The following is a 24,345-nucleotide window of genomic DNA, read 5'->3' as shown; positions in this document are numbered from 1 at the left end:
GTGAGGGGAACGGGAAGGCGGTGCGCCTACTTCGCGGCGCCGAGCTCGATCGGCACGCCGACCAGCGAGCCGTACTCGGTCCAGGAGCCGTCGTAGTTCTTGACGTTGGACTGGCCGAGCAGCTCGTGCAGCACGAACCAGGTGAGCGCCGAGCGCTCGCCGATGCGGCAGTAGGCGATGGTGTCCTTCGCCAGGTCCACGTTCTCGGTCTCGTAGAGCGCCTTGAGCTCGTCGTCCGACTTGAAGGTGCCGTCGTCGTTGGCGTTCTTCGACCACGGGATGTTGCGGGCGCTCGGCACGTGGCCGGGGCGCTGCGACTGCTCCTGCGGGAGGTGCGCAGGGGCGAGCAGCTTGCCGCTGAACTCGTCGGGGGAGCGCACGTCGACCAGGTTCAGGTTGCCGATCGCGGCGACGACGTCGTCACGGAAGGCGCGGATGGAGGTGTCCTGGGCCTTCGCCTTGTAGTCGGTCTGCGGGCGGTTCGGCACCTGCGAGCCGTCGACCAGGTCGCGGGAGTCCAGCTCCCACTTCTTGCGGCCGCCGTCGAGCAGCTTGACGCTGTCGTGGCCGTAGAGCTTGAAGTACCAGTAGGCGTACGAGGCGAACCAGTTGTTGTTGCCGCCGTAGAGGACGACGGTGTCGTCGTTGGCGATGCCCTTCCCGGAGAGCAGCTTCTCGAAGCCCGCCTGGTCGACGAAGTCGCGGCGCACCGGGTCCTGGAGGTCCTTCTGCCAGTCGATGCGGACGGCGTTCTTGATGTGGTTCTTGTCGTAGGCCGAGGTGTCCTCGTCGACCTCGACGATGACCACCTTCGGGTCGTCGATGTGGGCCTCGACCCAGTCGGCGTCCACCAGGACGTCGCTACGGCTCATGTTGTTCTCCTCCGGGGCAGTTACGGGGCACGCGTACGCCGGTGCGCGCTGCGGCGAGGGACGCGGCGCTGCGTGGGGAAGTGGCAGGTGTGGCCTCAGCGGGCCGGGCGGAGACGGGGGAAGAGACCGCCCGTCAGGCAGTGCGACAGAGCATGGCGGCGACGCGGCACAGGTCGACTGCCCGCCGCTTCGTGAGGATCGCCTGTCCCCGCGAACGGGAACCGCTCAGAGAGCTCTGCATGCGACCGATCGTAGGGAGGGGCGGCGGGACGTGTCACCGGCGTGTCGGATGCTGAGACGTGCCGGTCCGTATGGTGGTACGGAGGGGTGGTGCGAGGGGCGTGCGGACCGTACCGCCGCGGCCCGCGCGCCGGTCGGGGTCTGGCGTGCGGGACGAGGTGTCTCAGTGTGCGGACGGCCGGGCGATGGGTGGCGATTCGACCTGTTTCCGGCGGCCGGGGGTGGGGGGAGCCCCGGCCGGGCGGTGTGCCGGGCGGATCAGCCGGGCAGCTTGACGTCCTTGCCGCTGGCCGAGATCGAGAGGCCCTCCCGCGTCGCGACCACCTTGTCCAGCTTCAGGCCGCCGGGCAGCCGGTTCAGCTTCCACTCGTGGTCGGTCTGTGCGCGGACCTGGTCACGGCAGGCGGAGAGCTGGGAGCAGAGGGCCGGGAGGGTGTCGGCACGCAGCCGGACGGTGTCGCCGTTCACGGTGCTCACCGTGCCGGTGACCTCCAGCGAGTTCAGCATCGGCAGGTTCGGCAGGTTCGGGGAGATCTTCACCTGGCTCTTGCCGTTCTTCTCGCCGCCGTAGCTCACCTTGATGTTCCTGCCCGAGGCGGTGGTCAGGTCCGCGTACGAGATCCGGGCCTCGCCGGTGGCGCTCGCGGCGCGCTCGATCGAGGTGTAGTCGCTGGTCAGCTTCACGTCGTGGAACTGCGCCGACAGCTCCTGGATGCGCAGGGTGTGGCCCTCGGCGGTGGCGTTCAGGCCGTCGATCCTGGCGTCCACCCGGTCCAGGCTGCGGCCCGCGACCTGGGTCAGGAACGGGAAGCCGGTGATGGACACCTCCGGCGTACGGTCCAGGCCCTGGCTGCTGCGGATCTTGTCAGCGGCCTTGTCCTCGGCGAAGTTCACGGCGATCCGGTCGGCGGCCACGAACAGGCCGCCGAGTATCACGACGATCACCAACAGCACTCGCAGTGCGCGCATCGAACCACTACCCCCAGGCGTGGGGCCGAAATCGGCCCGGTTTTTCCGGGTCAGGCCCCCGGTCTGCTGCGTGCGAGCCTAACCGGACGAATGGGGGAGGTGCCTTTTCCGGCCGGTGACCGGGGTGTCCCGGGGCGTCTCGCGGTGTCCCGTGGTGTTCCGCGGTGTTCCGCGGTGTTCCGCGGTGTCCCGTGGTGTCCCGCGGTGTCCTGGGGTGCTCCGCGGTGTCCTGGGGTGCTCCGCGGTGTCCTGGGGTGTTCCGCGGTGTCCTGGGGTGTTCCGCGGTGTCCCGTGGTGTTCCGGGGTGTCTCGCGGTGTCACGCCGCGTGAGCTTCGGGGCTTCGGCGCGGCTACGCCTGGGTAGGCCCCCGGTGGGGGAACGTGTGCGATCGCCCAGTAGGGCGCGCAGCCGACGCCAGCCCGACGCACGCCAGCCCGATGTCAGCCCGAAGCCAGCCCGACGAACGGCCGACGAACGGCCGACGAACGGCCGACGAACGGCCGACGAACGGCCGGAGGCGGGCCCGGGATCGTCACCGGGCCCGCCCATGACAGCCGGCGCTCAGGCCAGCGCCCGCCCCAGCACGTAGATCGCCGGGGCCGCCAGGGTCAACGGCAGGGCGACGCCCGCCGTCATGTGCACGAAGCGGGACGGGTAGTCGTAGCTGGCCACCCGGAGGCCGATCAGGGCACAGCCGCCGGCCACCAGGCCCAGCAGAGCGCCGGACGCGCCCAGACCGGTGAGCTGGCCGGCCGCGATGCCCGCGCCGGCGCCGCCGAGCAGGGCGACGACCAGTGAGGCGGCCGACGGCAGCGGCAGCGCGCGGGCGAGGGCGGTCACCGCGACCGCGACACAGCCCACCGTCACGGCGTGCGCCGTGGCGGCGAGCTGCCCGGCGGCCAGGACCACCAGGGCGCTGGAGGTGAGGCCGGCGGTCAGCGCGTACATCCGCTCGTCCGCGCTGCTGCGGTTGCGCAGTTGGAGGACGAGGACGAACAGGCACCAGACGCCGAGGGTGCCGATGGCGACCACGGGCGCCTGGTCACGTTCGGTGGCCAGCAGCGCGACGTCGGTGGTCACACCCGCCAGGAAGGCGAGGGCGATGCCCTGCCGGGCGGGCCACATGCCGTTGAGGCGGAACCAGCCCGCTGCGGTGACGGCCTGGAGGAGCACTACCGGCACCATCAGGGCCACTCGGGGCAGCGGCGCGGCGAAGGCGAGGAGCAGGGCCAGGACGGCGGTGAGGGCGGCGGGCCGCAGGCCGGGCGGGATGATCGGCGAGCGGCCTTCGGCACGGGCGCGCTGGTTGGGCGCGAGCCGCGACAGGTCGGGCGCGGGCTCGGCCGCGGACCGCTCGGGTTCCGGCGCGGCCCGGTGCCGGGACTGGGCCCGGGACTGCGGCTGCGGGGCGCGGGCGGCGGCCGGTTCCGGGGTCTGCTTCGGCAGGTACGCGGTCTCTTCGGCGGACCGGTCCGGTGCGGACGAGCCGGGGTTCGCCGGGTCCGGGCCGCCCACGACGGGCAACTGGACGCCGGTGTCCCAGGTCGGTGCCGTCCAGATCTGGGTCTGCGGATCGTCCTGGCCGCCGCCCGTGGCGTACGCGTCGGATCCGTACGGGGAGGAGCCGTGCGAGGAGGAGCCGTACGAGCCGGCCCCGGACGCGTGCTGTCCCTGGGCGGGACGGCCGTCCGGCCCGGTGGCGTACTGGCCGGACCGGCCGGTCTGTCCCTGCTGCCCGTACTGGTTCTGCTGCCCGTACTGGCCGGACTGACCGGCTTGGCTCTGCTGCCCGTACTGGCCGGTCTGCTGCTGCTGTCCGGCCGCCGCTGGCCAGGCGGTCTGCTGCGGCCGCCCGTACGCGTCGTAGGTCTGCTGGGGGTGTTGCTGCGGGGGCTGCTGCTGGCCGTACGCCGGGGTTCCGTATGCCTGGTGCTCGTACGGCTGCTGCCCGTAGCCCTGCTGCGGCGCCTGGCCGTACGTGCCGCCGTGACTGCCGTACGACTGCGGCGCCGGTGTCCCGTACGCGTCGCCGGACCCGTAGGAACCGTGCGCGTCGTACGGCGCCTGCGAATCGGCCGCGGGCTGCTGCGGGTGCGCGGGCTGCTGCGGCTGCTGCCGCTGGTCCTGCGGCTGGTACGGGTCGTAGGACCCGTAGGGATTCTGCGGCTGGTTCTCGCTCATGGTCTCGCTCATCCTCCCGCGAACGGCGGCAGGACCTCGACGGTGCCGCCCTCGGCCAGCCGGACGGCCGCGTGGTCGCGGCCGCCGACCGGGTCGCCGTCCACCAGGAACGAGCAGCGCAGCAGGACGCGGGCGAACTCGGGGTTCGCGGCGTGCCGCTCGCGTGCCGCGGCCAGTGCCTCGGCGAGTGTCGCCGCCGCGTACGGCTCCTCGGCGGTGCCGGCGGCGGCCTTCGCCGCGGCCCAGTAGCGCACGGTGCCAGTTGTTGTCACGGCGGCCTCTTCATCTTCATCGTCGTTCGTCGTGCGTCGTCAGGGGCCTCCATGATGGCGTACGCCGCGGCGGGTGCCGTTCCGGGCAACTTCGGCGGCTGTCCGGACAAGTTCTGGCAAAACCTCCTGCTTCGTTCAAGTGGTACAGGGAAATTCGATTGCCGCGGGCAAGGGCTCGCATAGGCTCGAACAGTGTTGGTCCGATTGGCGCGGGCGCATCTGCGGCCCCACATGCGCCCCATATCCCTGATCGTGCTGCTCCAGCTCGTCCAGACGCTGGCCACCCTCTACCTGCCCACCCTGAACGCCGACATCATCGACAACGGTGTCGTCAAGGGGGACATGGGTTACATCCTGGGCCTCGGCGGCGTCATGGTCGCCGTGACCCTGCTGCAGATCGCCTGCTCGGTCTGCGCCGTCTACTTCGGTGCCCGCACAGCCATGGCACTGGGCCGTGACATCCGGGCCGCGGTCTTCGACCGGGTGCAGTCCTTCTCCTCCCGCGAGGTGGGCAGGTTCGGCGCGCCGTCCCTGATCACCCGCACCACCAACGACGTGCAGCAGGTCCAGATGCTGGTCCTGATGACGTTCACGATGATGGTGGCGGCGCCCATCATGTGCGTCGGCGGCGTGGTGATGGCGCTCAACCAGGACGTACCGCTGTCCGGTCTGATCCTGGTCATCGTCCCGGTCCTGGCGATCCTCGTCTCGCTGGTCACCCGGCGGATGCGCCCGCTGTTCCGCGGGGTGCAGGACCGTATCGACACCGTCAACCGGGTGCTGCGCGAGCAGATCACCGGGATACGGGTCATCCGGGCCTTCGTCCGGGACGGGTACGAGCGCGAGCGTTTCGCGGGCGCCAACCACGACCTGTACGACGTGTCGCTGCGCGCCGGCCGGCTGATGTCGCTGATGTTCCCGCTGGTCATGCTGGTGGTGAATGTGTCGAGCGTGGCCGTCGTGTGGTTCGGCGGACACCGCATCGACAGCGGCGGCATGCAGATCGGCGCGCTGACCGCCTTCCTCAGCTACCTGATGTACATCCTCATGTCGATCATGATGGCGACGTTCATGGTGATGATGCTGCCGCGCGCCGAGGTCTGCGCCGAGCGCATCCAGGAGGTGCTGGCCACCGACACCAGCGTCACCCCGCCGGAGCAGCCGGTCACCGAGCTGCGCCGGCACGGTGAACTGGAACTCCGGAACGTCGAGTTCCGCTTCCCGGGTGCCGAGGAGCCGGTCCTCAAGGACGTCTCGCTCGTCGCCCGCCCCGGCGAGACCACCGCCGTCATCGGCTCGACCGGCAGCGGCAAATCCACCCTCCTGGGGCTGGTGCCGCGGCTGTTCGACGCGACGGGCGGCGCGGTCCTGGTGGACGGCGTGGACGTCCGCACCCTCGCCCCCGAGACGCTGGCCACCGCCATCGGCCTCGTGCCCCAGAAGCCGTACCTCTTCTCCGGGACCGTCGCCACGAACCTGCGCTACGGCAACCCGGACGCCACCGACGAGGAACTGTGGCACGCGCTGGAGATCGCGCAGGCCCGGGACTTCGTCGAACGCATGGAGGACGGCCTGGACGCGCCGATCGCCCAGGGCGGCGGCAACGTCTCCGGCGGGCAGCGGCAGCGCCTGGCCATCGCGCGGGCGCTGGTGCGCAAGCCGGAGATCTACCTCTTCGACGACTCCTTCTCGGCCCTGGACTACGCCACGGACGCCGCGCTGCGGGCCGCGCTGGCCCGGGAGACCGGCCGGGCCACCGTCGTCATCGTCGCCCAGCGCGTCTCCACGATCCGCGGCGCCGACCGCATCGTCGTCCTGGACGAGGGCCGGGTGGTCGGCACCGGCACGCACACCGAGCTGATGGCGGACAACGAGACCTACCGGGAGATCGTCCTGTCCCAGCTCACCGAGCAGGAGGCGGCGTGAGCAGCCAGAAGGCCCCGCAGCAGCGCGGCCCCGCGCCGGCCGCCGGGCCCGCGCGCATGATGGGCGGCCAGCCCACCGAGAACGTCATGGACTTCAAGGGCTCCAGCCTGCGGCTGCTGCGGCAGATGAAGCCCGAGCGGGCGGTCATCTGGGTGGCGCTGGCGCTGGGGCTGCTCAGCGTCGCACTGAACGTGGTCGCCCCCAAGGTCCTCGGCCACGCCACCGACCTGATCATGGCGGGCGTCGTCGGGCGGCAGTTGCCCGGCGGCATCAGCCGGGCCGAGGCCGTCGCGCACCTGCGGGCGCAGGGCGAGAACGGGCTGGCCGACATGCTCGGCACGATGCCGGTCGTGCCCGGCGTGGGCATCGATTTCGGCGCGGTCGGCGTGGTCCTGCTGTGGGTCTTCCTGATCTACCTCGGCGCCTCGTTCTTCGGCTTCGTGCAGGCCCGGATCGCCACCCGTGTCGTGCAGCGGACCGTCTTCCGGATGCGCGAGCAGGTGGAGGAGAAGCTGGCGCGGCTGCCGCTGCGCTACTTCGACAAGCAGCCGCGCGGCGAGGTCCTCTCCCGCGCCACCAACGACATCGACAACATCGCGCAGACGCTCCAGCAGACCCTGAGCCAGATCGTCGCCTCGCTGCTGACCATCGTCGGTGTGCTGGCGATGATGTTCTGGATCTCGCCGCTGCTGGCCCTGGTCGCGCTGGTCACGGTGCCGGTCTCCATCCTCGTCGCGACCAAGGTCGGCAAGCGGGCGCAGCCCCAGTTCGTGCAGCAGTGGAAGACCACCGGCAAGCTCAACGCGCACATCGAGGAGATGTACACCGGCCACTCCCTGGTGAAGGTCTTCGGCCGCCAGAAGGAGTCCGCCGAGCTGTTCCGCCGGCAGAACGAGGCGCTGTACGAGGCGGGCTTCAAGGCCCAGTTCATCTCCGGGATCATCCAGCCCGCGATGATGTTCATCGGCAACCTGAACTACGTCCTGGTGGCGGTGGTCGGCGGTCTGCGCGTCGCGTCCGGCGCGCTGTCCATCGGCGACGTGCAGGCGTTCATCCAGTACTCCCGGCAGTTCAGCCAGCCGCTCACCCAGGTCGCCTCCATGGCCAACATGGTGCAGTCCGGCGTCGCCTCGGCGGAGCGGGTCTTCGAGCTGCTGGACGCCGAGGAGCAGGAGCCGGACGCCGCCCGGCCGCAGCGCCCCGGGCACGTCAGCGGCCATGTCGTCTTCGAGGACGTCTCGTTCCGCTACGAGGACGACAAGCCGCTCATCGACGCCCTGTCGCTCGCCGTCCACCCGGGCCAGACGGTGGCGATCGTCGGCCCGACCGGCGCCGGCAAGACCACGCTGGTCAACCTGCTGATGCGGTTCTACGAGGTGCGCGGCGGCCGGATCACCCTGGACGGCGTGGACATCCAGGCGATGACCCGGGAGGGGCTGCGCTCCCACATCGGCATGGTCCTCCAGGACACCTGGCTCTTCGGCGGCACCATCGCCGAGAACATCGCCTACGGCGCTCCCGAGGGCACCTCGATGGACAAGATCATCGAGGCGGCCAAGGCCACCCACGTGGACCGCTTCGTGCGGACCCTGCCCGACGGGTACGACACCGTCATCGACGACGAGGGCGGCAACGTCTCGGTGGGCGAGAAGCAGCTCATCACCATCGCCCGGGCGTTCCTCGCCGAGCCGGCGATCCTGGTCCTGGACGAGGCCACCAGCTCGGTCGACACCCGCACCGAGGTGCTCATCCAGCACGCCATGGCGCGGTTGCGCACCGGCCGCACCAGCTTTGTGATCGCGCACCGGCTGTCCACCATCCGTGACGCGGACCTGATCCTGGTCATGGAGTCCGGCGCGATCGTGGAGCAGGGCACGCACGACGCCCTGCTGGCGGCGGACGGCGCCTACGCGAAGCTGTACGCGGCGCAGTTCGCGGAGCCGCTGGCGGAGGCGGAGTGACCGCCCGCGGCTGAAGCCCGGCCGTCGGTCCGTGCGCGACGGTCCTGTCGACGGCCCGTAGCACCCGGCGGCGGCCCGTACCTCTCCCGGTACGGGCCGCCGCCGTGGTCACGTCGCCTGTTCCGCCACCCGTTCGGCCGTCCATGCCGCGATCCGTTCGAGGAGTTCCCGGGGCGCCGCGTTCTCCGCGTGGCCGAAGCCGCGCTCCAGCCACAGCGTGCTGGTCGCCGGGTCGGCGGCCGCGGCGAGCATCCGGGGGTGGTCCAGCGGGAAGTACGGGTCCCGGTCGCCGTGCACGACGAGCAGCGGGGTGGGCGTGATCCGCGGGACGGCCGCCACGGGGGAGAGCGGCACGGGGTCCCAGTCCTCCGGGTGGACACGGGTGCGCAGCCCCAGGCGGGACACCAGGCGCCCCGTGGGCCGCGTCACCACCCAGTGCAGCCTGCGCATCGAAGCCGTACCGCGGTAGAACCACCGCGCGGGAGCGCTCACCGACACCACCGTGTCGGTATGCGCATCCGTGCGCCCCTCGCGCGCCCCTCCGTAGAGCGCGGCGTGCCGCAGCACGACCGAGCCGCCCATCGAGAAGCCCACGGTCGCGACCCGGCGGTAGCCCAGGGCGCGCGCCCAGCCGACCGCCGCGGCCAGGTCCAGCACCTCGCGGTCGCCGACCGTGGAGCGCCCGCCGGACCGCCCGTGGCCCCGGAAGGAGAACGTGATCACGCCCGCACGCTGGGCGAAGACCGCGGCTGCCCGGCGCAGCGCGGGCCGCTCCAGCGCCCCGGTGAAGCCGTGCGCGAGGACGACGGCCAGACCGTCCGCAGGGGTGCCCGAGGGGGCGTGCGACGGCAGGTGAGCGGCGTCGATCCGGACCCCGTCCGCCGTCAACAACGACGTGCGCCGGCCACTCGAAGTGATCGACGGAACACAAGATCGCGCAAAATCCGCCTCGGGTCCGGAAGTCATGTGGGCTATTCTGCTGGGCAAGAAGGATCCGGGCAGCGTTGCCCCCGGGTCCTTTTGTGCTTTCACCCGCGTTCACGCGCGGATGAGCGCACCGGCGCTCCACAGGGCCCTGAACGGGGCTCGGGAGCCACCCGTACGAAGCAGTGCCGCATACGCCCCCATGGCCAGGAGCGGGCATGGGAGGGGCCCCGTTCGCAGGGACCGAGGAGGAACCAGACGCAATGGGCGAGCGAAGCGTGCAGGACACCAAGGGCAGTAAACGGCCGGCCGGGACCCGGGCGGGTGATCGGCGATGAGCTCGCTGCTACTGCTGACCAACGCCCTCCAGCCCTCGACGGAGGTGCTCCCCGCGCTCGGCCTGCTGCTGCACAGCGTGCGGGTCGCCCCCGCCGAGGGACCGGCCCTGGTGGACACCCCCGGGGCCGACGTCATACTGATCGACGGGCGGCGCGACCTGCCGCACGTACGGTCGCTGTGCCAACTGCTGCGGTCCACCGGCCCCGGCTGCCCCCTCGTGCTGGTGGTGACCGAGGGCGGTCTGGCCGCCGTCACCGCGGACTGGGGCATCGACGACGTGCTGCTCGACACCGCGGGCCCGGCCGAGGTCGAGGCCCGGCTGCGGCTGGCCATGGGGCGCCAGCAGATCACCGTCGACGACAGCCCGATGGAGATCCGCAACGGCGATCTGTCGGTGGACGAGGCGACCTACAGCGCCAAGCTCAAGGGCCGGGTCCTGGACCTGACCTTCAAGGAGTTCGAGCTGCTCAAGTACCTGGCGCAGCACCCGGGCCGGGTCTTCACCCGCGCCCAGTTGCTCCAAGAGGTCTGGGGCTACGACTACTTCGGCGGCACCCGCACCGTGGACGTGCACGTCCGTCGGCTGCGGGCGAAGCTGGGGCCCGAGCACGAGTCGCTGATCGGCACCGTACGCAACGTCGGCTACCGCTTCGTCACGCCGGAGAAGCCCGAGCGCGCGGCGGAGGACAAGGAGCCGCAGGGGCGGCGCGGCGGCCGGGCCGCGGTGAACGGCGACGGTCCGCAGGACGGCGCGGGCGCGGGCGTGCGCCGTTCCGCGCCCTCGCGCGCCGGCGCCGGGAGGGAAGCCGCCGTGGCTCGGCCTGCCAAGAGTTGAGGCCACCCGCGTAGACTGCCGCGCGTGGCCAAGGTGACGCGGGATGATGTGGCAAAACTGGCGGGTACCTCGACCGCCGTGGTGAGTTACGTCATCAACAACGGACCGAGGCCGGTCGCCCCGGCCACGCGCGAGCGGGTGCTCGTCGCGATCAAGGAGCTGGGGTACCGCCCGGACCGGGTCGCCCAGGCGATGGCGTCCCGGCGTACGGACCTCATAGGACTGATCGTGCCGGACACCCGGCAGCCGTTCTTCGCGGAGATGGCACACGCCGTCGAGCAGGCTGCCGCCGAGCGCGGAAAGATGGTCCTGGTCGGCAACGCCGACTATCTCGACGAGCGCGAAGTGCACTATTTGCGCGCCTTTTTGGGGATGCGGGTGGCCGGGCTGATCCTGATCAGCCAGGGGCCCAGTGAGCACGCGGCGGCCGAGATCGACGCCTGGGACGCCCGGGTGGTGCTGCTGCACCGGCGGCCCGACGCCATCGACGACGTGGCCGTGATGACGGACGACGTCGGCGGCGCGCAACTGGCGACCCGGCACCTGCTGGAGCACGGTCATCCGTACGTCGCCTTCCTCGGCGGCACGGAGCAGACCCCGAAGTCCGGCGACCCGGTGACCGATCACCTGGAGGGCTGGCGCCGGGCGATGGAGGAGTCCGGAAAGTCGCTCGAAGGGCGTTATTTCCAGGCGCCGTACAACCGTTACGACGCCTACCGGGTCGCCCTGGACCTGCTGGCCGGTCCGGACCGGCCGCCGGCCATCATGTGCGCCACCGACGACCAGGCGATCGGCGTCCTGCGGGCCGCCCGCGAGCTGCGCATCGACGTACCGGGCGAACTGGCGGTGGCCGGATTCGACGACGTCAAGGAAGCCGCGCTGACCGACCCGCCGCTGACCACGGTCGCCTCCGACCGGGAGGCGATGGCGCGGGCGGCGGTCGACCTGGTGCTGGACGACGGCCTGCGGGTGGTCGGATCGCGGCGCGAGCGGCTGCGGCTGTTCCCGGCCAGACTGGTGGTCCGGGGGTCGTGCGGCTGCGGCCCGGCCGCCGCCGGCGCGGTGCCGGCCGCCGAGCGCGCCGCCCGCGGCTGATCTTCCTTACACCGGGCATACCTACTTCTGTCGGGCCTCTCAGGGCGTTCTCAGACGGTTCTCATGGTCGGCTCGCACAGTCGGGTACATGACCGAAACCTACCGCCGCAGTGGCGACGAGACTCCTCAGCACCAGGGTTACGCCCACGGGCCGCAGGCGCAGGGCGGGACGAGCGGGACGGGTTACCCGCCTCCGCCGCCCCACCCGCCGTACGCCGCGCCGCAGCCGGCGGCCGGCACCCCCGAGGGCCCCGGCACCCCCGGCGGCACCGCCGGTTTCGGCGGCTCGGGCGGTCCGGGTGGACCGGACGGCCCCGACAGCACCGGCGCCCCCGCGCCGCGCCGCCGGGCCCGCCGCCCCGTCGCCCTGATCGCCGCCGTGGCGCTCGCCTCCGGTCTGATCGGCGGCGGCAGCGCCGCCCTGATCGGCAGCGCCACGGACCGGCCGCAGACCAACACCACCACCCCGGCCGTCAACGCGGGCTCCGCCAAGAGCAGCGGCAGCGTCTCCGCGGTGGCCAAGGCCGTCACCCCCGCGATAGTCGAGATCAAGGCGCGGACGGCGAGCGGCGAGTCCACCGGCTCCGGCGTGGTCATCACCCCGGACGGCGAGATCATCACCAACAACCACGTGGTGGCCGGCGCCTCCTCGGTCGAGGTCACCTTCAGCGACGGCACCAAGAAGCAGGCCGACGTGGTGGGTACCGACCCGGACAAGGACCTGGCCCTGATCAAGGTCAAGGGCGCCAAGAACCTCACCACCGCCTCGCTCGGCAACTCCGACAACCTGGCGGTCGGCGACGAGGTCGTGGCCATCGGCTCCCCCGAAGGGCTCACCGGCTCGGTCACCAGCGGCATCGTCTCCGCCCTCAAGCGCGATGTGACGGTCCCCAAGGACGACGGCCAGGAGCGGCAGCCGCAGCGGGGCGGGCCGGGCTGGCCGTTCGAGTTCGGCGGCGAGCAGTACAACGGCGACACCGGGCAGTCGAAGACCACGTACAAGGCCATCCAGACCGACGCGGCGCTCAACCCCGGCAACTCCGGCGGCGCGTTGATCGACATGAAGGGCCAGGTCATCGGCATCAACTCGGCCATGTACTCGCCCAGTTCCGCGCAGGGCAGCAGCTCGGCGGGGAGCGTCGGCCTCGGCTTCGCCATCCCGATCAACACCGTCAAGGCGGACCTCGACAACCTGCGGGCGGGCGGCAGCAACAAGAGCTGAGACGGCGGCCCCCCTCCTCTCCCCTTCCCTCTCCTTCCCCCGCCCCGAACCTCACGCACGAGAGGACCCCCATGGCCAGCAAGATCACCGTCCCGGTCCACCGCGCCCGCCGTGCCGTCGCCGCCGTCATCGCCTGGAGCGCGGGCGCGAAGCGGCACAGCGCGGGCGTGCTGACCGTCGACCACGGCGCGGACGCCCGTACCGGCCCCGCCGACCTGGACCTGGCCCTCGACCTGGCCGAGGCCGACGCCCGGGTGCGGCCGGCCCGCGCCGGGCGTCCCACCGAGGTCGCGGCGGTCGCGCGGCCGCGCCCCAAGCGGGGCAGCGCGGCGGGTACGGCCCGGCCGCCCCGGGCCGCCGCCCGGAGATGACCGGCGCGCCCGCCCACCCCGGCGCCGACCCCCGCGCACCGGGCGCCGTGCGGACCACCGACGAGACCGTGCCGAGCGACGTACCCCGGCCGCCGGCGTGCGAGGCTGACATGCTGGACCGCGGAACCCCCGGTCAGCCGCCCACACCCACACCCGAGGTAGTCACAGCGATGAGTCCCGCCGAGCACGGTGACCAGCCCGCCCGCATCCTGATCGTCGACGACGAGCCCGCCGTCCGGGAGGCGCTGCAGCGCTCCCTCGCCTTCGAGGGCTACGGGACCGAGCAGGCCGTCGACGGACTCGACGCGGTCGAGAAGGTCGCCTCCTACGACCCCGAACTCATCGTGCTGGACGTGCTGATGCCCCGGATGGACGGGCTGACCGCCGCCCGGCGGCTGCGGGCGAGCGGCGTGACCGTACCGATCCTGATGCTGACCGCCCGCGACACGGTGGGCGACCGGGTCACCGGGCTCGACGCGGGCGCCGACGACTACCTCGTCAAACCCTTCGAACTGGACGAACTCCTGGCCCGTATCCGCGCGCTGCTGCGCCGCACCTCGTACGCGGCGGCAGCCGGCGCGCAGCCCGCCGAGGGGGAGGCGCTGACCTTCGCCGACCTGCGGATGGACCTGGCGACGCGGGAGGTGACCCGCGGGGGGCGGCAGGTCGAGCTGACCCGTACCGAGTTCACCCTGCTGGAGATGTTCCTCGCGCACCCGCGCCAGGTGCTCACCCGGGAGCAGATCCTCAAGGCCGTCTGGGGCTTCGACTTCGAACCGACCTCCAACTCCCTCGACGTGTACGTGATGTACCTGCGCCGCAAGACGGAGGCGGGCGGCGAACCGCGGCTGGTGCACACGGTGCGCGGCGTCGGGTACGTGCTGCGCTCCGAGGGCGGCGCCGAATGAGCCACGTGCCCGCCCAGGGCGGTACCGCCCCGAGCGGCGGTGCGTGGCGGCGCCTGAAGGAGCGCGTCGTGCACCGCTACCGGCTGCTGCCGCTCCGCTCCCGGCTGGCCCTGCTCACCGCGGTCGCCGTCGCGCTGGCCGTGGCCGCCTCGGCGGCCGCCTGCTGGCTGGTGACCCGGGACCGGCTGACCGAGCAGTTGGACGAGACGCTGGCCAACCAGACCGTGTCGGCCAGCATCGTGCAGGCACTGGGCGACAAGTGCACCGGTTCGCTGCCCGGCAACGTCTGGCTGGGGGTGCCGACCGACTACACGATCCAGATCGTGACCCCCGACGGCAACGTCTGCACGTCGTGGTCGAAGACCGCCATCCCCGCGCAGAAGGCGGACGTGGACGTGGCCAGGGGTCTGTCCAAGCAGTCGTTCCACACCACCCGGACCGACGAGGGCAAGGAGATGCGGGTCCTCACCCGCTCCTACGGAGGCCCGCTGACCGACCGGTTCGGCCCGCAGGTCGCGATCTCCGTCGCGACCCCCATGGACCCGGTCACCGACCCCCTCAACCAGCTCGCCCTGATCCTGCTGATCGTCACCGGCGTCGGTGTCCTCGGCGCCGCCACCGCGGGCCTGTGGGTGGCCCGGGCCGGACTCAAACCCGTGGACCGGCTCACCGAAGCCGTCGAACACGTCGCCCGTACGGAGGACTTGACGATCCGCATCCCCGCCGAGGGCGAGGACGAGATCGCCCGCCTCTCGCGCTCCTTCAACTCCATGACCGCCGCGCTGGCCTCCTCCCGGGACCTCCAGCAGCAGTTGATCGCGGACGCCGGGCACGAACTGCGGACGCCGCTGACCTCGCTGCGCACCAACATCGACCTGCTGGTACGCAGTGAACAGTCCGGCCGGCAGTTGCCCGCCGAGGACAAACAGGCGCTGCTGACCTCGGTGAAGGCGCAGATGGGGGAGCTGGCCGCACTCATCGGCGACCTCCAGGAACTCTCCCGCACACCGGAAGCCCGGCCGGGCGGCGCGGCCTCCGTACCGGTGGTCGCGCTGCACGACGTCGTGGACTCGGCCCTGCGCCGCGCCCGGCTGCGCGGCCCCTCCCTGGACATCACCGCCGAGCTGGACCCCTGGTACGTACGGGGCGAACCGGCGGCCCTGGAGCGCGCGGTGGTCAACCTGCTGGACAACGCGGTCAAGTTCAGCGCGGCGGACGGCGCCGTCGAGGTCGCGCTGCACAAGGGCGAGCTGCGGGTACGCGACCACGGCCCCGGCATCCCGGAAGAGGAACTGCCGCACGTGTTTGAACGCTTCTGGCGCTCGCCGTCCGCCCGCAGCCTGCCGGGCAGCGGCCTCGGCCTGTCGATCGTGGCCCGTACGGCCTACCAGGCGGGCGGCAGCGTCGAGCTGCGGGCGCCGGCGGGCGGCGGCACGGAGGCGGTGCTGAGCCTGCCGGGGGCGGCTGCCCCGCCGCCGGAGCTGCCGTAGCCGGTGGCCGGTGGCCGCGGGCCCCCGCCCCGTGGCCACCGGCTACTTCTTGCCCTTCGCCGCGCTGCCGATCGGCAGCCCGGAGCCGGTGATCCGCACCCGGATGCCGTCCTTCTCCACGGAGATGTCACGCAGCCGCACGTCACCCGGCGTGTCGGGCAGCCGGAAGGACAGCGACAGCCGGTCCGCCAGTTGCGGCTTGGTCAGCCCGGACAGCGCGCCCAGGATCTTCGGGTCGATGCCGACCTTCTGGAGCAGCCACGGGTGGTCGACCACGACATCGACGAGGTTGACCTGCATGAGCTGCTCGATGAAGCGCGGCGCGCCGGTCAGCTCGTGCAGCTTCTTCTCGTTGCGCAGCGCGTCGTCGATGGCCTGCTGCGGGATGCCCAGGCGCTCCGCGATGGCCGGCACCGCCAGCAGCGACTTCACCTTGGCGGCCTGCCGGCTCACCTCGGCCGCGGCCTTGCGGGTCAGCCGCAGCCCCTCCTCCTTGCCGGTGCCGGGCCGGTAGACGGCCACGTCGGCGATGTCCAGGCGCATCTTGCCGATGTCGGTGGAGATCCCGCGGTCCCCGGCCTGCCGGATGTGCGCCTCCGCCCGTACGCGCAGCTCGTGCCCGGCGATGGGGAGCTGTCCCACGGCCCGTACGGAGTTGGGGCCGAGTTCGCTGAACCGGACCTGTGAGGCGCCCAGTTCCCGGTTCATGTCGTCGAACGACAGCAGTACGGTGCCCTGCACGGAGCCGACCGTCGCGCCGGTGAGGGAGGCGGGCAGGTCGCCGTCGAGCCGTACGTCCCGCGCGCTCGCCTCGACCTTGGCCAGCGACACCCGGTCGGCCGCCAGGTCCGGCACGGTGACGTCCACCCGGTCGAGCCGCTTGCCGAGCACCTGCGTCAGGAAGGGGAAGCCCTTGATGTCGACTTCCGGGTTGGCGTTCAGGTGCAGGGAGTTCTTCAGCTGCTCCTCGGCCTTGTTCTGCGCGTACAGCACGGCGAACCGGTCCGAGAGCGCCAGGAACGCCCCACACACCAGGAGCGCGATCAGGAGTTTCACCGTCTTCGACACCGCCGCGAACCGCCTGATCCCGCGCTTGCGGCGGCGGTGGTTCGGCGGCGTCCAGGCGTGCGGGTCGTCCTCGTCGGAGCGCAGGCCCAGGCCCAGCGGATCGTCGCTGTCGTCGCGCTCGTTGAGGTAGGTGCGCCGGGTGAGCGGCGCGACGCCCGTCGTCCCGTCCGCGCCGGGCTCCGGCTCGGGGTCGGCCAGGGCGGCGAGGTCCGCATACGGATTGATCTTCTCGAACCGCGCGGTGTCGCCGGTGCCGCCGGTATCACCGGTACCGGCTGTACCGGCCGTACTGCCCATATCGCCCGTGCTGCCCTGTTCGTCACGCGTGGCCGCGGTGGGGGACCGCCGGTCCGCCGCTGCCGTCTGCGCTGGTGTCCGTGGTTCCGATGGGTCCGGTGTGGGGGAGGGGTTCGAGGAGGGTGAGGGTATGCGTGTGGGGATGCGCATCAGGACATCCCACCACGGTGACGGCCCTCGAACGCAAGTCCTACTGGCGGTAAGTGAGGTATACGCGGGCTTGTCCCGTCCGCTTGGCCGGAACCCGCCGGTGCCGGCGCCCGGGAATTCCCGCCGTGGCCAGGCGTTGACCAGTGTCGGCACTCCTGTGTCAGTACGCGTACGCCAGCACTCGTACCACGCCTCCTGAAAGGGCGCAGCGATGATCGTAGTAACCGGGGCCACCGGCAACATCGGCCGGAGTCTGGTCGGCCGACTCCTCGCGGAGGGCGCCTCCGTACGGGCCCTGACCCGCGATCCCGAGCGGGCCGGGCTGCCGTCCGGCGCCGAGACGGTACGGGCGGACCTCACCGACCCGGCCGCGCTCGACCCGGCCCTGCGCGGCGCCGACGCGCTCTTCCTCAACCTGGCCGCGGGCGGCGGCGACGCGGGCCCCGCGATCGTCGAGGCGGCGGTGCGGGCCGGCGTGCGCCGCATCGTCCTCAACTCCTCGATAGCCGTCACCGACGGCCCGGAGGACGACGACAACTTCGTCTCGCGTATGCACAGCGTCGCCGAGCGCGCGGTCCGGGCCTCCGGCCTGGAATGGACCTTCGTGCGCGGCGGCGCGTACGCCACCAACGCGCTGATGTGGGCCGAGGAGATCCGGGACAGCGGCGTGGTGCGCGACCCGCTGCCGGACGCCGTGACCTCGCCCGTGCACGAGGACGACCTCGCCGCCGTCGCCGCGGTGGCCCTCCTGGACCGTACGGGCGCCCACACCGGCCAGGCGTACGTGGTCACCGGCCCGGAGGCCCGCACCAGGGCGGAACAGGTCGCCGACATCGGCCGCGTCCTCGGCCGCCCCACCCGGCTGGAGGTGGTCTCCGCCGAACAGGTGGCCGAGGAGCGCGCGACACCGGTCCTGCCCAAGGAAGCCCTGCTCGAACTCTTCGGCCTCTTCGCCACCACCGTCGGCACCACCCCGCCGATCACCGACACCGTTCAGCAGGTCACCGGCCGCCCGGCCCGGACCTTCGAACAGTGGGCCCGGGACCACGCGGCCGACTTCCGCTGATCCGCGCGGCGGTCCGGTCGTCCGCACCCGAAACCGGGCCCGGGGGGCAAGCCGGAACGCGAGCGGCTTGCCTTCCTTCCCGCGCAGGCCACAGGAGTTGTCAGTGGTGGCTGTCAGACTGCGGTCATGACTGACAACGCTGTTAAGGGACCGGCCAGTTACTTCCCGTCGATCGAGAAGAAGTACGGGCGGCCGATAGCCGAGTGGAAGGAGCTCCTGCGTGCGTCGCCGCTGAGCAAGCACATGGAGCTGGTCGGCTGGCTCAAGGGCGAGCACGGGATGGGGCACGGGCATGCCGACGCGCTGGTCGCGCACACCCTGGTGGAAGCCAAGGGGGAGTAAGGGCCGGGCGGGGCGGCGTCCCGTCAGAAGCCGACCCGCGTGCGGTCGTCGATGCGGGCGACCGACTCCTGGCCGAAGCGCTTCATGTAAGCGGTGCGGATCTGCTCGATCTTGGGGTTGCTGGGGCCGGACTGGGAGGTGGGGTAGAGGAGGATCAGTTCGTACGAGCGCTCGCGCTCGATCGTGCCGTGCGCGTCGCGGTACTGGCCGTACCCGTCCTGGACGGTGAGGCCGTCGGGGAAGCGCGGTGTGACGAACTGGTCGACGAAGGCGTGGAACTCCTTGTCGGTGACCGGCGGGCCCCCGTCGGGGCGGGCGGTGCCGAACAGGAGGCTGGTCTCGATGTACGGGCGGCCCTCCACGGACTTCTGGGGCGCTGCGGCGGCCGTGCGCGCGGGCCGGTCCTCCTCGGCCAGCGCCGCGTACGCGGTGGGGGCTCCGGCGCCCAGGAGCGCGGCGCTCAGCACGAGGGCGGCCAGACGCAGGCGGGGGCGGGCGGGGGACGTGCGGGGGCGGGAGTCCGTCGGCATGGGCGTGCCCTTCGAGCGGTGGGGGCCGGGGAGAGATGCGCGATCGCCGAGGGTAGCCAGGTGCCGGTGCCGGCGCGCTGTCCGTTCTGGACATCCCGTGGGGGCGGGCGGCTGTGGGGTGGCTTCGCGGGTGGGGTGACGGACGGGGCGGACGGATGACGTACGGCCCGGCGGTAGCGCCTCAGCGCCCCGCCGGGCCGTACGTGAACCCGCCGACGTCCGTTACTTCACGACCCTGATCCGGTCCGCCTTCGGCGGCGCGAGCGGCGCGTCGGCCGAGGAGTGCGCGGTGAGGTACGCGGTCAGGGCGTCCAGGTCGGACGGGCCGACGTACTTGTCCTTGCCCTCCTTGAGGACGGTGAAGCCGTCACCGCCGCCGGCCAGGAACTCGTTCATGGCGACGCGGTAGGTCTTCGCGGGGTCGATCGGGTCGCCGTTCAGCCGCACCGAGTCCTTGACCACCCGGTCGGCGCCGGACCTGGTCAGGTCCAGGGTGTAGGTCAGCCCCTCGGACACCTGGAGGATCTTCGGTGACGCCTCGTTCGCTCCGCCGACCTGCTGCTGGAGCGCGGTCAGCAGTTGCGCGCCGGTGAGGGTGACGACGTCGGTCAGGTTGGTGAAGGGCTGCACGGTGAACGCCTCGCCGTACGTGACGACGCCGTCCCCCTCGCTCGCGGACGCCTTGTAGGCCAGGTCCGAGCGGATTCCGCCGGGGTTCATCAGGGCGAGCTGCGCACCGCCCTTGTCCGCGGCCCGGGTGGCCTCCAGTTGCGCGTCGGAGATCAGGTCGCCGAGCGGCGACTCCGGGGTCGCCGCGCCGCGGCCGGGGATGTCCGCGGTGACGTGGCCGACCGGCTTGTCCGCCACCGGCGCGGCGAGCTTGTTCCAGCGCTGGATGAGCGCGGTCATGTCCGCGGCCTTGGGCTGGGCGCGGTGCACGACGTGGTTGCGCGCGGCGGCCGACTTCACCGACGTACGGACGATGTCCTTGGTACGGCGGTCGTACGTCAGCGTCGTGTCCGTGTACAGCTTGCCGAACGAGGCCGCCGAGGTGACGGTGCGCGGCATCCCGGACGGGTCCGGGACCGTGCACGCGTACGCCTGGTGGGTGTGGCCGGTGACCAGCGCGTCCACCTTCGGCGTGACCTTCTTGGCGATCTCCGCGATCGGCCCCGAGATGCCGGCGCCCGGCCCGGGGCTGTCGCAGTCGTAGTCGTACGCGGTGGAGGCGGGCAGGCCGCCCTCGTGGATCAGCGCGACGATCGACTTCACGCCCTGCCGGTCCAGCTCCTTGGCGTACCGGTCGATGGTCTCGGCCTCGTCGTGGAACTTCAGGCCCTTGACGCCGTTGGCGCTGACCACGTCGGGCGTGCCCTCCAGCGTGACACCGATGAAGCCGATCTTGACGCCCTTGTGCTTCCAGACGGTGTACGGCTTGAGGATCGGGCGGCCGGTCTTCTCGTCGGTGACGTTCGCGGCGAGGTAGGGGAAGTCGGCGCCCCGGAAGCGCTTGCCCTTCTCGTAGCAGCCCTCGGTGGGGTGGCAGCCACCCTTCTGGAGGCGGGTCAGCTCGGCGCGGCCCTCGTCGAACTCGTGGTTGCCGACGGAGGTGACGTCCAGGCCCAGCTTGTTCATGGCCTCGATGGTCGGCTCGTCGTGGAACAGACCGGAGAGCAGCGGGCTGGCGCCCACCATGTCGCCGGCCGCGGCGGTGACCGAGTACGGGTGGCCCTTGCGCGCCGTACGGAGCGCGGTGGCCAGGTACTCGACACCGCCCGCCTCGATCTTCTTCCGGCTGCCGTCGGCCTGCTGCTCCTCGACGGTGCCGGCGGAGCCCTGCGGGGGCTCCAGGTTGCCGTGGAAATCGTTGAAGGAGAGGAGCTGCACGTCGACGGTGCGGGAGGCGTGGCCCCCGCCGTGGCCGTGCCCGTGTCCGGTGTGGCGGGCGTGGGCGGCGGTGGCGGTGGCGGCGGGTTCGGCGCCGGCCGGTGCCGCGGCCGTGATGCCGACGGCGGCGGCGAGCACCGCCGCTCCTACCGTCAGTCTGCGCGTCGTGCGCCGCCGCTGCGGTCTCGGTGACATGAGGAGGGTCTCCCTTGTGGGCTGGTGTCCGAGCGGACGCAGCCTACGGTCAACGCGCGTAGCGGAACAGGGGTGACAGCTGACGGACCGGTGTGCATCGGGTGTACCGGAGCCCGGGCCGTACCCTTCGGAGCATGACTGACGCAGCACAGGACAAGGGCCGGACGGGCCGGCGGGTCGAGGTCACGGACGAGCTGACGCCGGACGCGGCCGCCGCCGCCCTCGCACTGATCGAGCAGGCCGCGGCGACGGACGGGCAGCCCGCCGTGTCCGAACAGGGGCGCCTCCAGCTGCGCGGCGGGCGGCGCGAGGGCGTACGGCATCTGCTGCTGTACGTACCGGGCGGGCCGGACGACGAGGCCGGGGTGCTCGCCGGGTACGCCCAGTTGGAGGACACCGATCCCGTGGAGGCGCCCGCCGCCGAACTGGTGGTGCACCCGTCGCACCGGGGCCACGGCCACGGCCGCGCGCTGGGCACCGGACTGCTGGAGCAGTCCGGCCGCCGCCTGCGGGTGTGGGCGCACGGCGGCCACGCCGCGGCCCGCCACCTCGCCCAGACCCTCGGCATGACGCTCTTCCGCGAGCTGCGGCAGATGCGCCGCCCGCTGAACGGCCTGGAGCTAGCGGAGCCGGTGCTCCCGGAAGGCGTGTCCGTACGGACCTTCCAGCCGGGCAGCGACGACGCGGCGTGGCTGGAGGCGAACGCCGCGGCCTTCGCCCACCACCCCGAGCAGGGCTCGCTGACCCAGCGCGACCTGGACGACCGCAAGGCCGAGCCGTGGTTCGACCCCAAGGGCTTCTTCCTCGCGGAGCGGGACGGCCGGCTGACCGGCTTCCACTGGACCAAGATCCACGCCGCGGAGGGCCTGGGCGAGGTGTACGTGGTCGGTGTGCGGCCGGACGCGCAGGGCGGCGGGCTCGGCAAGGCGCTCACCGCGATCGGGCTGCGGCACCTGGCGGGGCAGGGCGTACCGACGGCGATGCTCTACGTCGACGCGGACAACGTGCCCGCCGTGACCGTCTACGAGCGGCTCGGGTTCACCACGCACGAGACGGACCTGATGTACCGCACGGAGACGTGAGCGTACGAAGGCGTGAGCACGTCGGGTCGTGAGCGCGCGGCGACGTGAGCGCACAGAACACGTCCTCGCCTGTCGTACAGAACTCGGCGCTACGTTTTCCCTACGGGGACAGACCTCGAACTCAACCGATCGTTTGCCGCCGTGAAGCGGTCCAAGGGCGCCGCCGTTCCGTCCTCCGGCTCGGCGGCGCCGCACGTCCCGCTACCCTCCCGGCTGAGTGCCCGCACTCGGCGCGCCCGAATGCGGAGCGCCGGCACGGCCGGGCCGAAACGGCGGCAGACGTAGGAGAGTTCCTTGCCCTTCCATGCCGAAGAGCACACCCGGATCGTGCCGGTGGAGCGCCTGCGGCCGGGGGACCACGCCTTCGCGAGTTACGCGGACGAGGAGTCGCGCTGGTCCACGATCGGCTCGTTCACGCAGACCGGCATCACCCGCGGGGAGCGGGTACTGCTCTTCGCGGACCCCGAGGTGCCCGAAACCACCGTGCTGGAGCACCTGGAGGCGTACGGCCCGCCGGTCGGACCGCCGCTGGAGCGCGGCCAGTTGAAGCTGCTCACCATGGACCGGATGTGGCGGCCGCGGGAGATCTCGGTGGAACGGCAGATGGCCGGGCTGCGGCGGGAGGTCGAGGAGGCGCTGCGCGAGGGGTACCCGACGGTCCGCAGCGCCATCGACATGGCCTGGGTGGCGGCCTTCGGCGCCGACGTCGAACGGGTCCTGTGGCGGGAGAGCAAGGGCTGCCACTACCTGTTCACCGACGCGCACTACACCGAGATCTGCACGTACGACGAGACCCGGTTCAGCGGCGACGTCCTGGACCGGGCGGCGGCCGGCCACCCCACCGCCCTGCTGAAACGCCCCGGCACGCTGCTGGCCCTGCCGATCACGGAGCCCGGCTCCGGCACGTACGGGCTGCGGCTCGTCGGCGAGGCCGACCTGTCCACCCGTGAACCGTTCAACAACGCCCTGCGCCGTATCGCCGACTCGGCGGAGCCGCGCGTCGTCCTGGACCTCACCGAGCTGTCCTTCCTGGACGTCTACTGCGCACGGGCCGTACTGCGGCTGGCCGCCGAGGGCGGCAGACGTGTCGTCATCCGGTGCGACGGCATACACGCCCACACGTTCCTGCTTCTGGGGGCGCTCGACATCCCGCAGCTGACCGTGGAAGGCGAGTGACGCATGGGACCGACGACCCAGGGTTCCCCCGCCGGGGGCCCGCAGAGGCCGCCAGGGCCGAGCGTGCACCTCGCCGCCGACCACTGCCTGGAGGCCGACTTCACCTCGGCCGACCTGCCGCGGCTGCGCGTCGCACTCGGCGAGTACGCCGCACGCCTGGGCCTGGCCGGGAACCGCCACAACGCCCTGCTGCTGTCCGCCAACGAACTGGCCGACAACGCGGTCCGGCACGCGGGAGGAGGCGGGCTGCTGAAGCTCTACCGCAGGGGGACGCTGGTGTGCTGCCGCGTCTCCGACAGCGGGCCGGGCTTCGACGCGTCCGTCATCCCCGAACGGCCGCCCGGACTGGCGGAGTCCACAGGCTGGGGACTGTGGACCGTACGCCGGCTCACGGACGGCCTGGAGGTCGGCCCGGGCAGCGGCCCCGGCCCGCGGGGCGCCGTCGTCACGTGCTGCGTACGACTGGCGTCCGCGGCGGACTGAATGCAGGACGGGCCGCTGTACGGGATCACCGGGCCGCTGTACGAGATCGCCGGTCCGTTGACGGCCCGGGCCGCCGAGCACGGCACCACCGTCGTGATGTCCCCGCACGCCCGCGCCGGGCTCGGCGGCCGGCCCTGCCCGCCGTGCGGGTGCTGCGGCCCCGCTGAACGGGTGATTCCGTGGCCCCGGTCCGGCCCTCAGCGATCTCACGCAGACCCCGGCCCGCGTGCCCTGCAACCACTGCGGAGCGGTCGGCCTCGTGCCCGACGCCCTCCTCAACGCGGACACGACGACCGAGTTGGTGCCCACGCTCCCGGTGAAGCAGGCTGTACGGAGTGCCGCGGCGTGCGGGCGCCGTCCCGCCAGGCCGTGTTGCCCGCCGCGTGCCGGGCCACCAGCGCCTTGGTGCCGTGGGCACGCCGGGGGCGCACGCCAGAGCGACCGAGCGCCCCCTTGCGCGCCC

At 72.3% G+C, this 24,345-nt stretch carries 22 protein-coding genes; 13 read left to right on the top strand and 9 right to left on the bottom strand.

All coding sequences use genetic code 11. The annotated features are described in order from the left end of the window. Positions 1 to 26: 26 nt before the first annotated feature. The 5 genes from ACZ4QV_RS27625 to ACZ4QV_RS27605 form a co-directional block, all read right to left on the bottom strand. A complete protein-coding gene (locus tag ACZ4QV_RS27625; protein WP_361158914.1) occupies positions 27 to 872 on the bottom strand; it encodes a sulfurtransferase in 846 nt (281 codons plus the stop codon). Between the two features lie 133 nt (positions 873 to 1,005). Continuing rightward, positions 1,006 to 1,113 (bottom strand): putative leader peptide, encoded by a 108-nt coding sequence (locus ACZ4QV_RS27620; RefSeq protein WP_361158912.1) that lies wholly within the window; start codon positions 1,111 to 1,113, stop codon positions 1,006 to 1,008. 257 nt (positions 1,114 to 1,370) lie between these two features. Then, positions 1,371 to 2,081, bottom strand: coding sequence for an LmeA family phospholipid-binding protein (locus tag ACZ4QV_RS27615; RefSeq protein ID WP_361158909.1), 711 nt, complete (start codon positions 2,079 to 2,081; stop codon positions 1,371 to 1,373). 562 nt (positions 2,082 to 2,643) lie between these two features. Further along, on the bottom strand, positions 2,644 to 4,263 hold the full coding sequence (locus tag ACZ4QV_RS27610; RefSeq protein WP_467763549.1) for a hypothetical protein: 1,620 nt from the start codon (positions 4,261 to 4,263) through the stop codon (positions 2,644 to 2,646). 8 nt (positions 4,264 to 4,271) lie between these two features. Further along, entirely contained in the window at positions 4,272 to 4,517 is a 246-nt protein-coding gene (locus tag ACZ4QV_RS27605; protein WP_030021040.1) for a MoaD/ThiS family protein, read from the bottom strand. Positions 4,518 to 4,727: 210 nt separating this feature from the next. Here ACZ4QV_RS27605 and ACZ4QV_RS27600 point away from each other — a divergent pair, with 210 nt between their 5' ends. Together ACZ4QV_RS27600 and ACZ4QV_RS27595 are read left to right on the top strand one after the other, a co-directional pair. Then, positions 4,728 to 6,461, top strand: a complete 1,734-nt coding sequence (locus ACZ4QV_RS27600) for an ABC transporter ATP-binding protein (protein WP_361158905.1) — start codon at positions 4,728 to 4,730, stop codon at positions 6,459 to 6,461. A 59-nt stretch (positions 6,462 to 6,520) separates the two neighbouring features. Continuing rightward, a complete protein-coding gene (locus tag ACZ4QV_RS27595; protein WP_361159062.1) occupies positions 6,521 to 8,422 on the top strand; it encodes an ABC transporter ATP-binding protein in 1,902 nt (633 codons plus the stop codon). A 108-nt stretch (positions 8,423 to 8,530) separates the two neighbouring features. On the opposite strand, the gene ACZ4QV_RS27590 is transcribed toward ACZ4QV_RS27595, so the two are convergent. After that, entirely contained in the window at positions 8,531 to 9,388 is an 858-nt protein-coding gene (locus tag ACZ4QV_RS27590) for an alpha/beta hydrolase (RefSeq protein ID WP_467763548.1), read from the bottom strand. A gap of 292 nt (positions 9,389 to 9,680) precedes the next feature. On the opposite strand from ACZ4QV_RS27590, the gene ACZ4QV_RS27585 reads away from it, so the two are divergent. From ACZ4QV_RS27585 to ACZ4QV_RS27560, 6 genes are all read left to right on the top strand, one after another. Further along, on the top strand, positions 9,681 to 10,520 hold the full coding sequence (locus ACZ4QV_RS27585; protein ID WP_361158901.1) for a response regulator transcription factor: 840 nt from the start codon (positions 9,681 to 9,683) through the stop codon (positions 10,518 to 10,520). Positions 10,521 to 10,544: 24 nt separating this feature from the next. After that, positions 10,545 to 11,615, top strand: coding sequence for a LacI family DNA-binding transcriptional regulator (locus tag ACZ4QV_RS27580; RefSeq protein ID WP_361158898.1), 1,071 nt, complete (start codon positions 10,545 to 10,547; stop codon positions 11,613 to 11,615). A gap of 88 nt (positions 11,616 to 11,703) precedes the next feature. Continuing rightward, positions 11,704 to 12,837: a S1C family serine protease gene (locus ACZ4QV_RS27575; protein WP_361158896.1), complete on the top strand. Its 1,134-nt coding sequence runs from the start codon at positions 11,704 to 11,706 to the stop codon at positions 12,835 to 12,837. Between the two features lie 71 nt (positions 12,838 to 12,908). Then, entirely contained in the window at positions 12,909 to 13,208 is a 300-nt protein-coding gene (locus ACZ4QV_RS27570; protein WP_361158893.1) for a hypothetical protein, read from the top strand. A gap of 170 nt (positions 13,209 to 13,378) precedes the next feature. Then, on the top strand, positions 13,379 to 14,116 hold the full coding sequence (locus ACZ4QV_RS27565) for a response regulator transcription factor (protein WP_361158890.1): 738 nt from the start codon (positions 13,379 to 13,381) through the stop codon (positions 14,114 to 14,116). Then, positions 14,113 to 15,606, top strand: coding sequence for a sensor histidine kinase (locus tag ACZ4QV_RS27560; protein ID WP_361158887.1), 1,494 nt, complete (start codon positions 14,113 to 14,115; stop codon positions 15,604 to 15,606). The genes ACZ4QV_RS27565 and ACZ4QV_RS27560 overlap by 4 nt, the downstream gene beginning before the upstream one ends. A 42-nt stretch (positions 15,607 to 15,648) precedes the next feature. On the opposite strand, the gene ACZ4QV_RS27555 is transcribed toward ACZ4QV_RS27560, so the two are convergent. Beyond that, a complete protein-coding gene (locus ACZ4QV_RS27555; RefSeq protein WP_361158884.1) occupies positions 15,649 to 16,971 on the bottom strand; it encodes an LmeA family phospholipid-binding protein in 1,323 nt (440 codons plus the stop codon). Positions 16,972 to 17,332: 361 nt separating this feature from the next. Here ACZ4QV_RS27555 and ACZ4QV_RS27550 point away from each other — a divergent pair, with 361 nt between their 5' ends. Continuing rightward, positions 17,333 to 18,187 carry an SDR family oxidoreductase gene (locus ACZ4QV_RS27550; protein ID WP_361633904.1) on the top strand — a complete coding sequence of 285 codons (855 nt, stop codon included), beginning with the start codon at positions 17,333 to 17,335 and terminating at the stop codon, positions 18,185 to 18,187. 126 nt (positions 18,188 to 18,313) lie between these two features. Beyond that, entirely contained in the window at positions 18,314 to 18,529 is a 216-nt protein-coding gene (locus ACZ4QV_RS27545) for a DUF4287 domain-containing protein (protein ID WP_361158879.1), read from the top strand. A 23-nt stretch (positions 18,530 to 18,552) separates the two neighbouring features. On the opposite strand, the gene ACZ4QV_RS27540 is transcribed toward ACZ4QV_RS27545, so the two are convergent. Together ACZ4QV_RS27540 and ACZ4QV_RS27535 are read right to left on the bottom strand one after the other, a co-directional pair. Then, on the bottom strand, positions 18,553 to 19,059 hold the full coding sequence (locus tag ACZ4QV_RS27540) for a DUF3574 domain-containing protein (protein WP_361633907.1): 507 nt from the start codon (positions 19,057 to 19,059) through the stop codon (positions 18,553 to 18,555). A gap of 222 nt (positions 19,060 to 19,281) precedes the next feature. Then, positions 19,282 to 21,141: a bifunctional metallophosphatase/5'-nucleotidase gene (locus ACZ4QV_RS27535; RefSeq protein ID WP_467763547.1), complete on the bottom strand. Its 1,860-nt coding sequence runs from the start codon at positions 21,139 to 21,141 to the stop codon at positions 19,282 to 19,284. 134 nt (positions 21,142 to 21,275) lie between these two features. Between ACZ4QV_RS27535 and mshD the strand changes: the two genes are divergently transcribed. The 3 genes from mshD to ACZ4QV_RS27520 all read left to right on the top strand — a co-directional run bounded on the left by mshD (position 21,276) and on the right by ACZ4QV_RS27520 (position 23,882). Beyond that, entirely contained in the window at positions 21,276 to 22,223 is a 948-nt protein-coding gene (gene mshD / locus ACZ4QV_RS27530) for a mycothiol synthase (RefSeq protein ID WP_361158872.1), read from the top strand. Between the two features lie 294 nt (positions 22,224 to 22,517). Further along, positions 22,518 to 23,399 carry an MEDS domain-containing protein gene (locus ACZ4QV_RS27525; RefSeq protein WP_361158869.1) on the top strand — a complete coding sequence of 294 codons (882 nt, stop codon included), beginning with the start codon at positions 22,518 to 22,520 and terminating at the stop codon, positions 23,397 to 23,399. Between the two features lie 3 nt (positions 23,400 to 23,402). Next, positions 23,403 to 23,882, top strand: coding sequence for an ATP-binding protein (locus ACZ4QV_RS27520; protein ID WP_361158866.1), 480 nt, complete (start codon positions 23,403 to 23,405; stop codon positions 23,880 to 23,882). Positions 23,883 to 24,345: the final 463 nt, after the last annotated feature.

It is taken from the genome of Streptomyces sp. NPDC026394, from assembly GCF_055567735.1.
Note: the sequence above shows the minus strand (reverse complement) of the source record. Positions and strands in the feature narration are given on the sequence as shown.

Excerpts from the sequence above, each read along its gene's own strand:
- ACZ4QV_RS27625 (WP_361158914.1), bottom strand. The coding sequence starts at position 872 with ATGAGCCGTAGCGACGTCCTGGTGGACGCCGACTGGGTCGAGGCCCAC.
- ACZ4QV_RS27620 (WP_361158912.1), bottom strand. The coding sequence starts at position 1,113 with ATGCAGAGCTCTCTGAGCGGTTCCCGTTCGCGGGGACAGGCGATCCTC.
- ACZ4QV_RS27615 (WP_361158909.1), bottom strand. The coding sequence starts at position 2,081 with ATGCGCGCACTGCGAGTGCTGTTGGTGATCGTCGTGATACTCGGCGGC.
- ACZ4QV_RS27610 (WP_467763549.1), bottom strand. The coding sequence starts at position 4,263 with ATGAGCGAGAACCAGCCGCAGAATCCCTACGGGTCCTACGACCCGTAC.
- ACZ4QV_RS27595 (WP_361159062.1), top strand. The coding sequence starts at position 6,521 with ATGGGCGGCCAGCCCACCGAGAACGTCATGGACTTCAAGGGCTCCAGC.
- ACZ4QV_RS27590 (WP_467763548.1), bottom strand. The coding sequence starts at position 9,388 with ATGACTTCCGGACCCGAGGCGGATTTTGCGCGATCTTGTGTTCCGTCG.
- ACZ4QV_RS27585 (WP_361158901.1), top strand. The coding sequence starts at position 9,681 with ATGAGCTCGCTGCTACTGCTGACCAACGCCCTCCAGCCCTCGACGGAG.
- ACZ4QV_RS27575 (WP_361158896.1), top strand. The coding sequence starts at position 11,704 with ATGACCGAAACCTACCGCCGCAGTGGCGACGAGACTCCTCAGCACCAG.
- ACZ4QV_RS27570 (WP_361158893.1), top strand. The coding sequence starts at position 12,909 with ATGGCCAGCAAGATCACCGTCCCGGTCCACCGCGCCCGCCGTGCCGTC.
- ACZ4QV_RS27565 (WP_361158890.1), top strand. The coding sequence starts at position 13,379 with ATGAGTCCCGCCGAGCACGGTGACCAGCCCGCCCGCATCCTGATCGTC.
- ACZ4QV_RS27560 (WP_361158887.1), top strand. The coding sequence starts at position 14,113 with ATGAGCCACGTGCCCGCCCAGGGCGGTACCGCCCCGAGCGGCGGTGCG.
- ACZ4QV_RS27555 (WP_361158884.1), bottom strand. The coding sequence starts at position 16,971 with ATGGGCAGTACGGCCGGTACAGCCGGTACCGGTGATACCGGCGGCACC.
- ACZ4QV_RS27550 (WP_361633904.1), top strand. The coding sequence starts at position 17,333 with ATGATCGTAGTAACCGGGGCCACCGGCAACATCGGCCGGAGTCTGGTC.
- ACZ4QV_RS27545 (WP_361158879.1), top strand. The coding sequence starts at position 18,314 with ATGACTGACAACGCTGTTAAGGGACCGGCCAGTTACTTCCCGTCGATC.
- ACZ4QV_RS27540 (WP_361633907.1), bottom strand. The coding sequence starts at position 19,059 with ATGCCGACGGACTCCCGCCCCCGCACGTCCCCCGCCCGCCCCCGCCTG.
- ACZ4QV_RS27535 (WP_467763547.1), bottom strand. The coding sequence starts at position 21,141 with ATGTCACCGAGACCGCAGCGGCGGCGCACGACGCGCAGACTGACGGTA.
- mshD (WP_361158872.1), top strand. The coding sequence starts at position 21,276 with ATGACTGACGCAGCACAGGACAAGGGCCGGACGGGCCGGCGGGTCGAG.
- ACZ4QV_RS27520 (WP_361158866.1), top strand. The coding sequence starts at position 23,403 with ATGGGACCGACGACCCAGGGTTCCCCCGCCGGGGGCCCGCAGAGGCCG.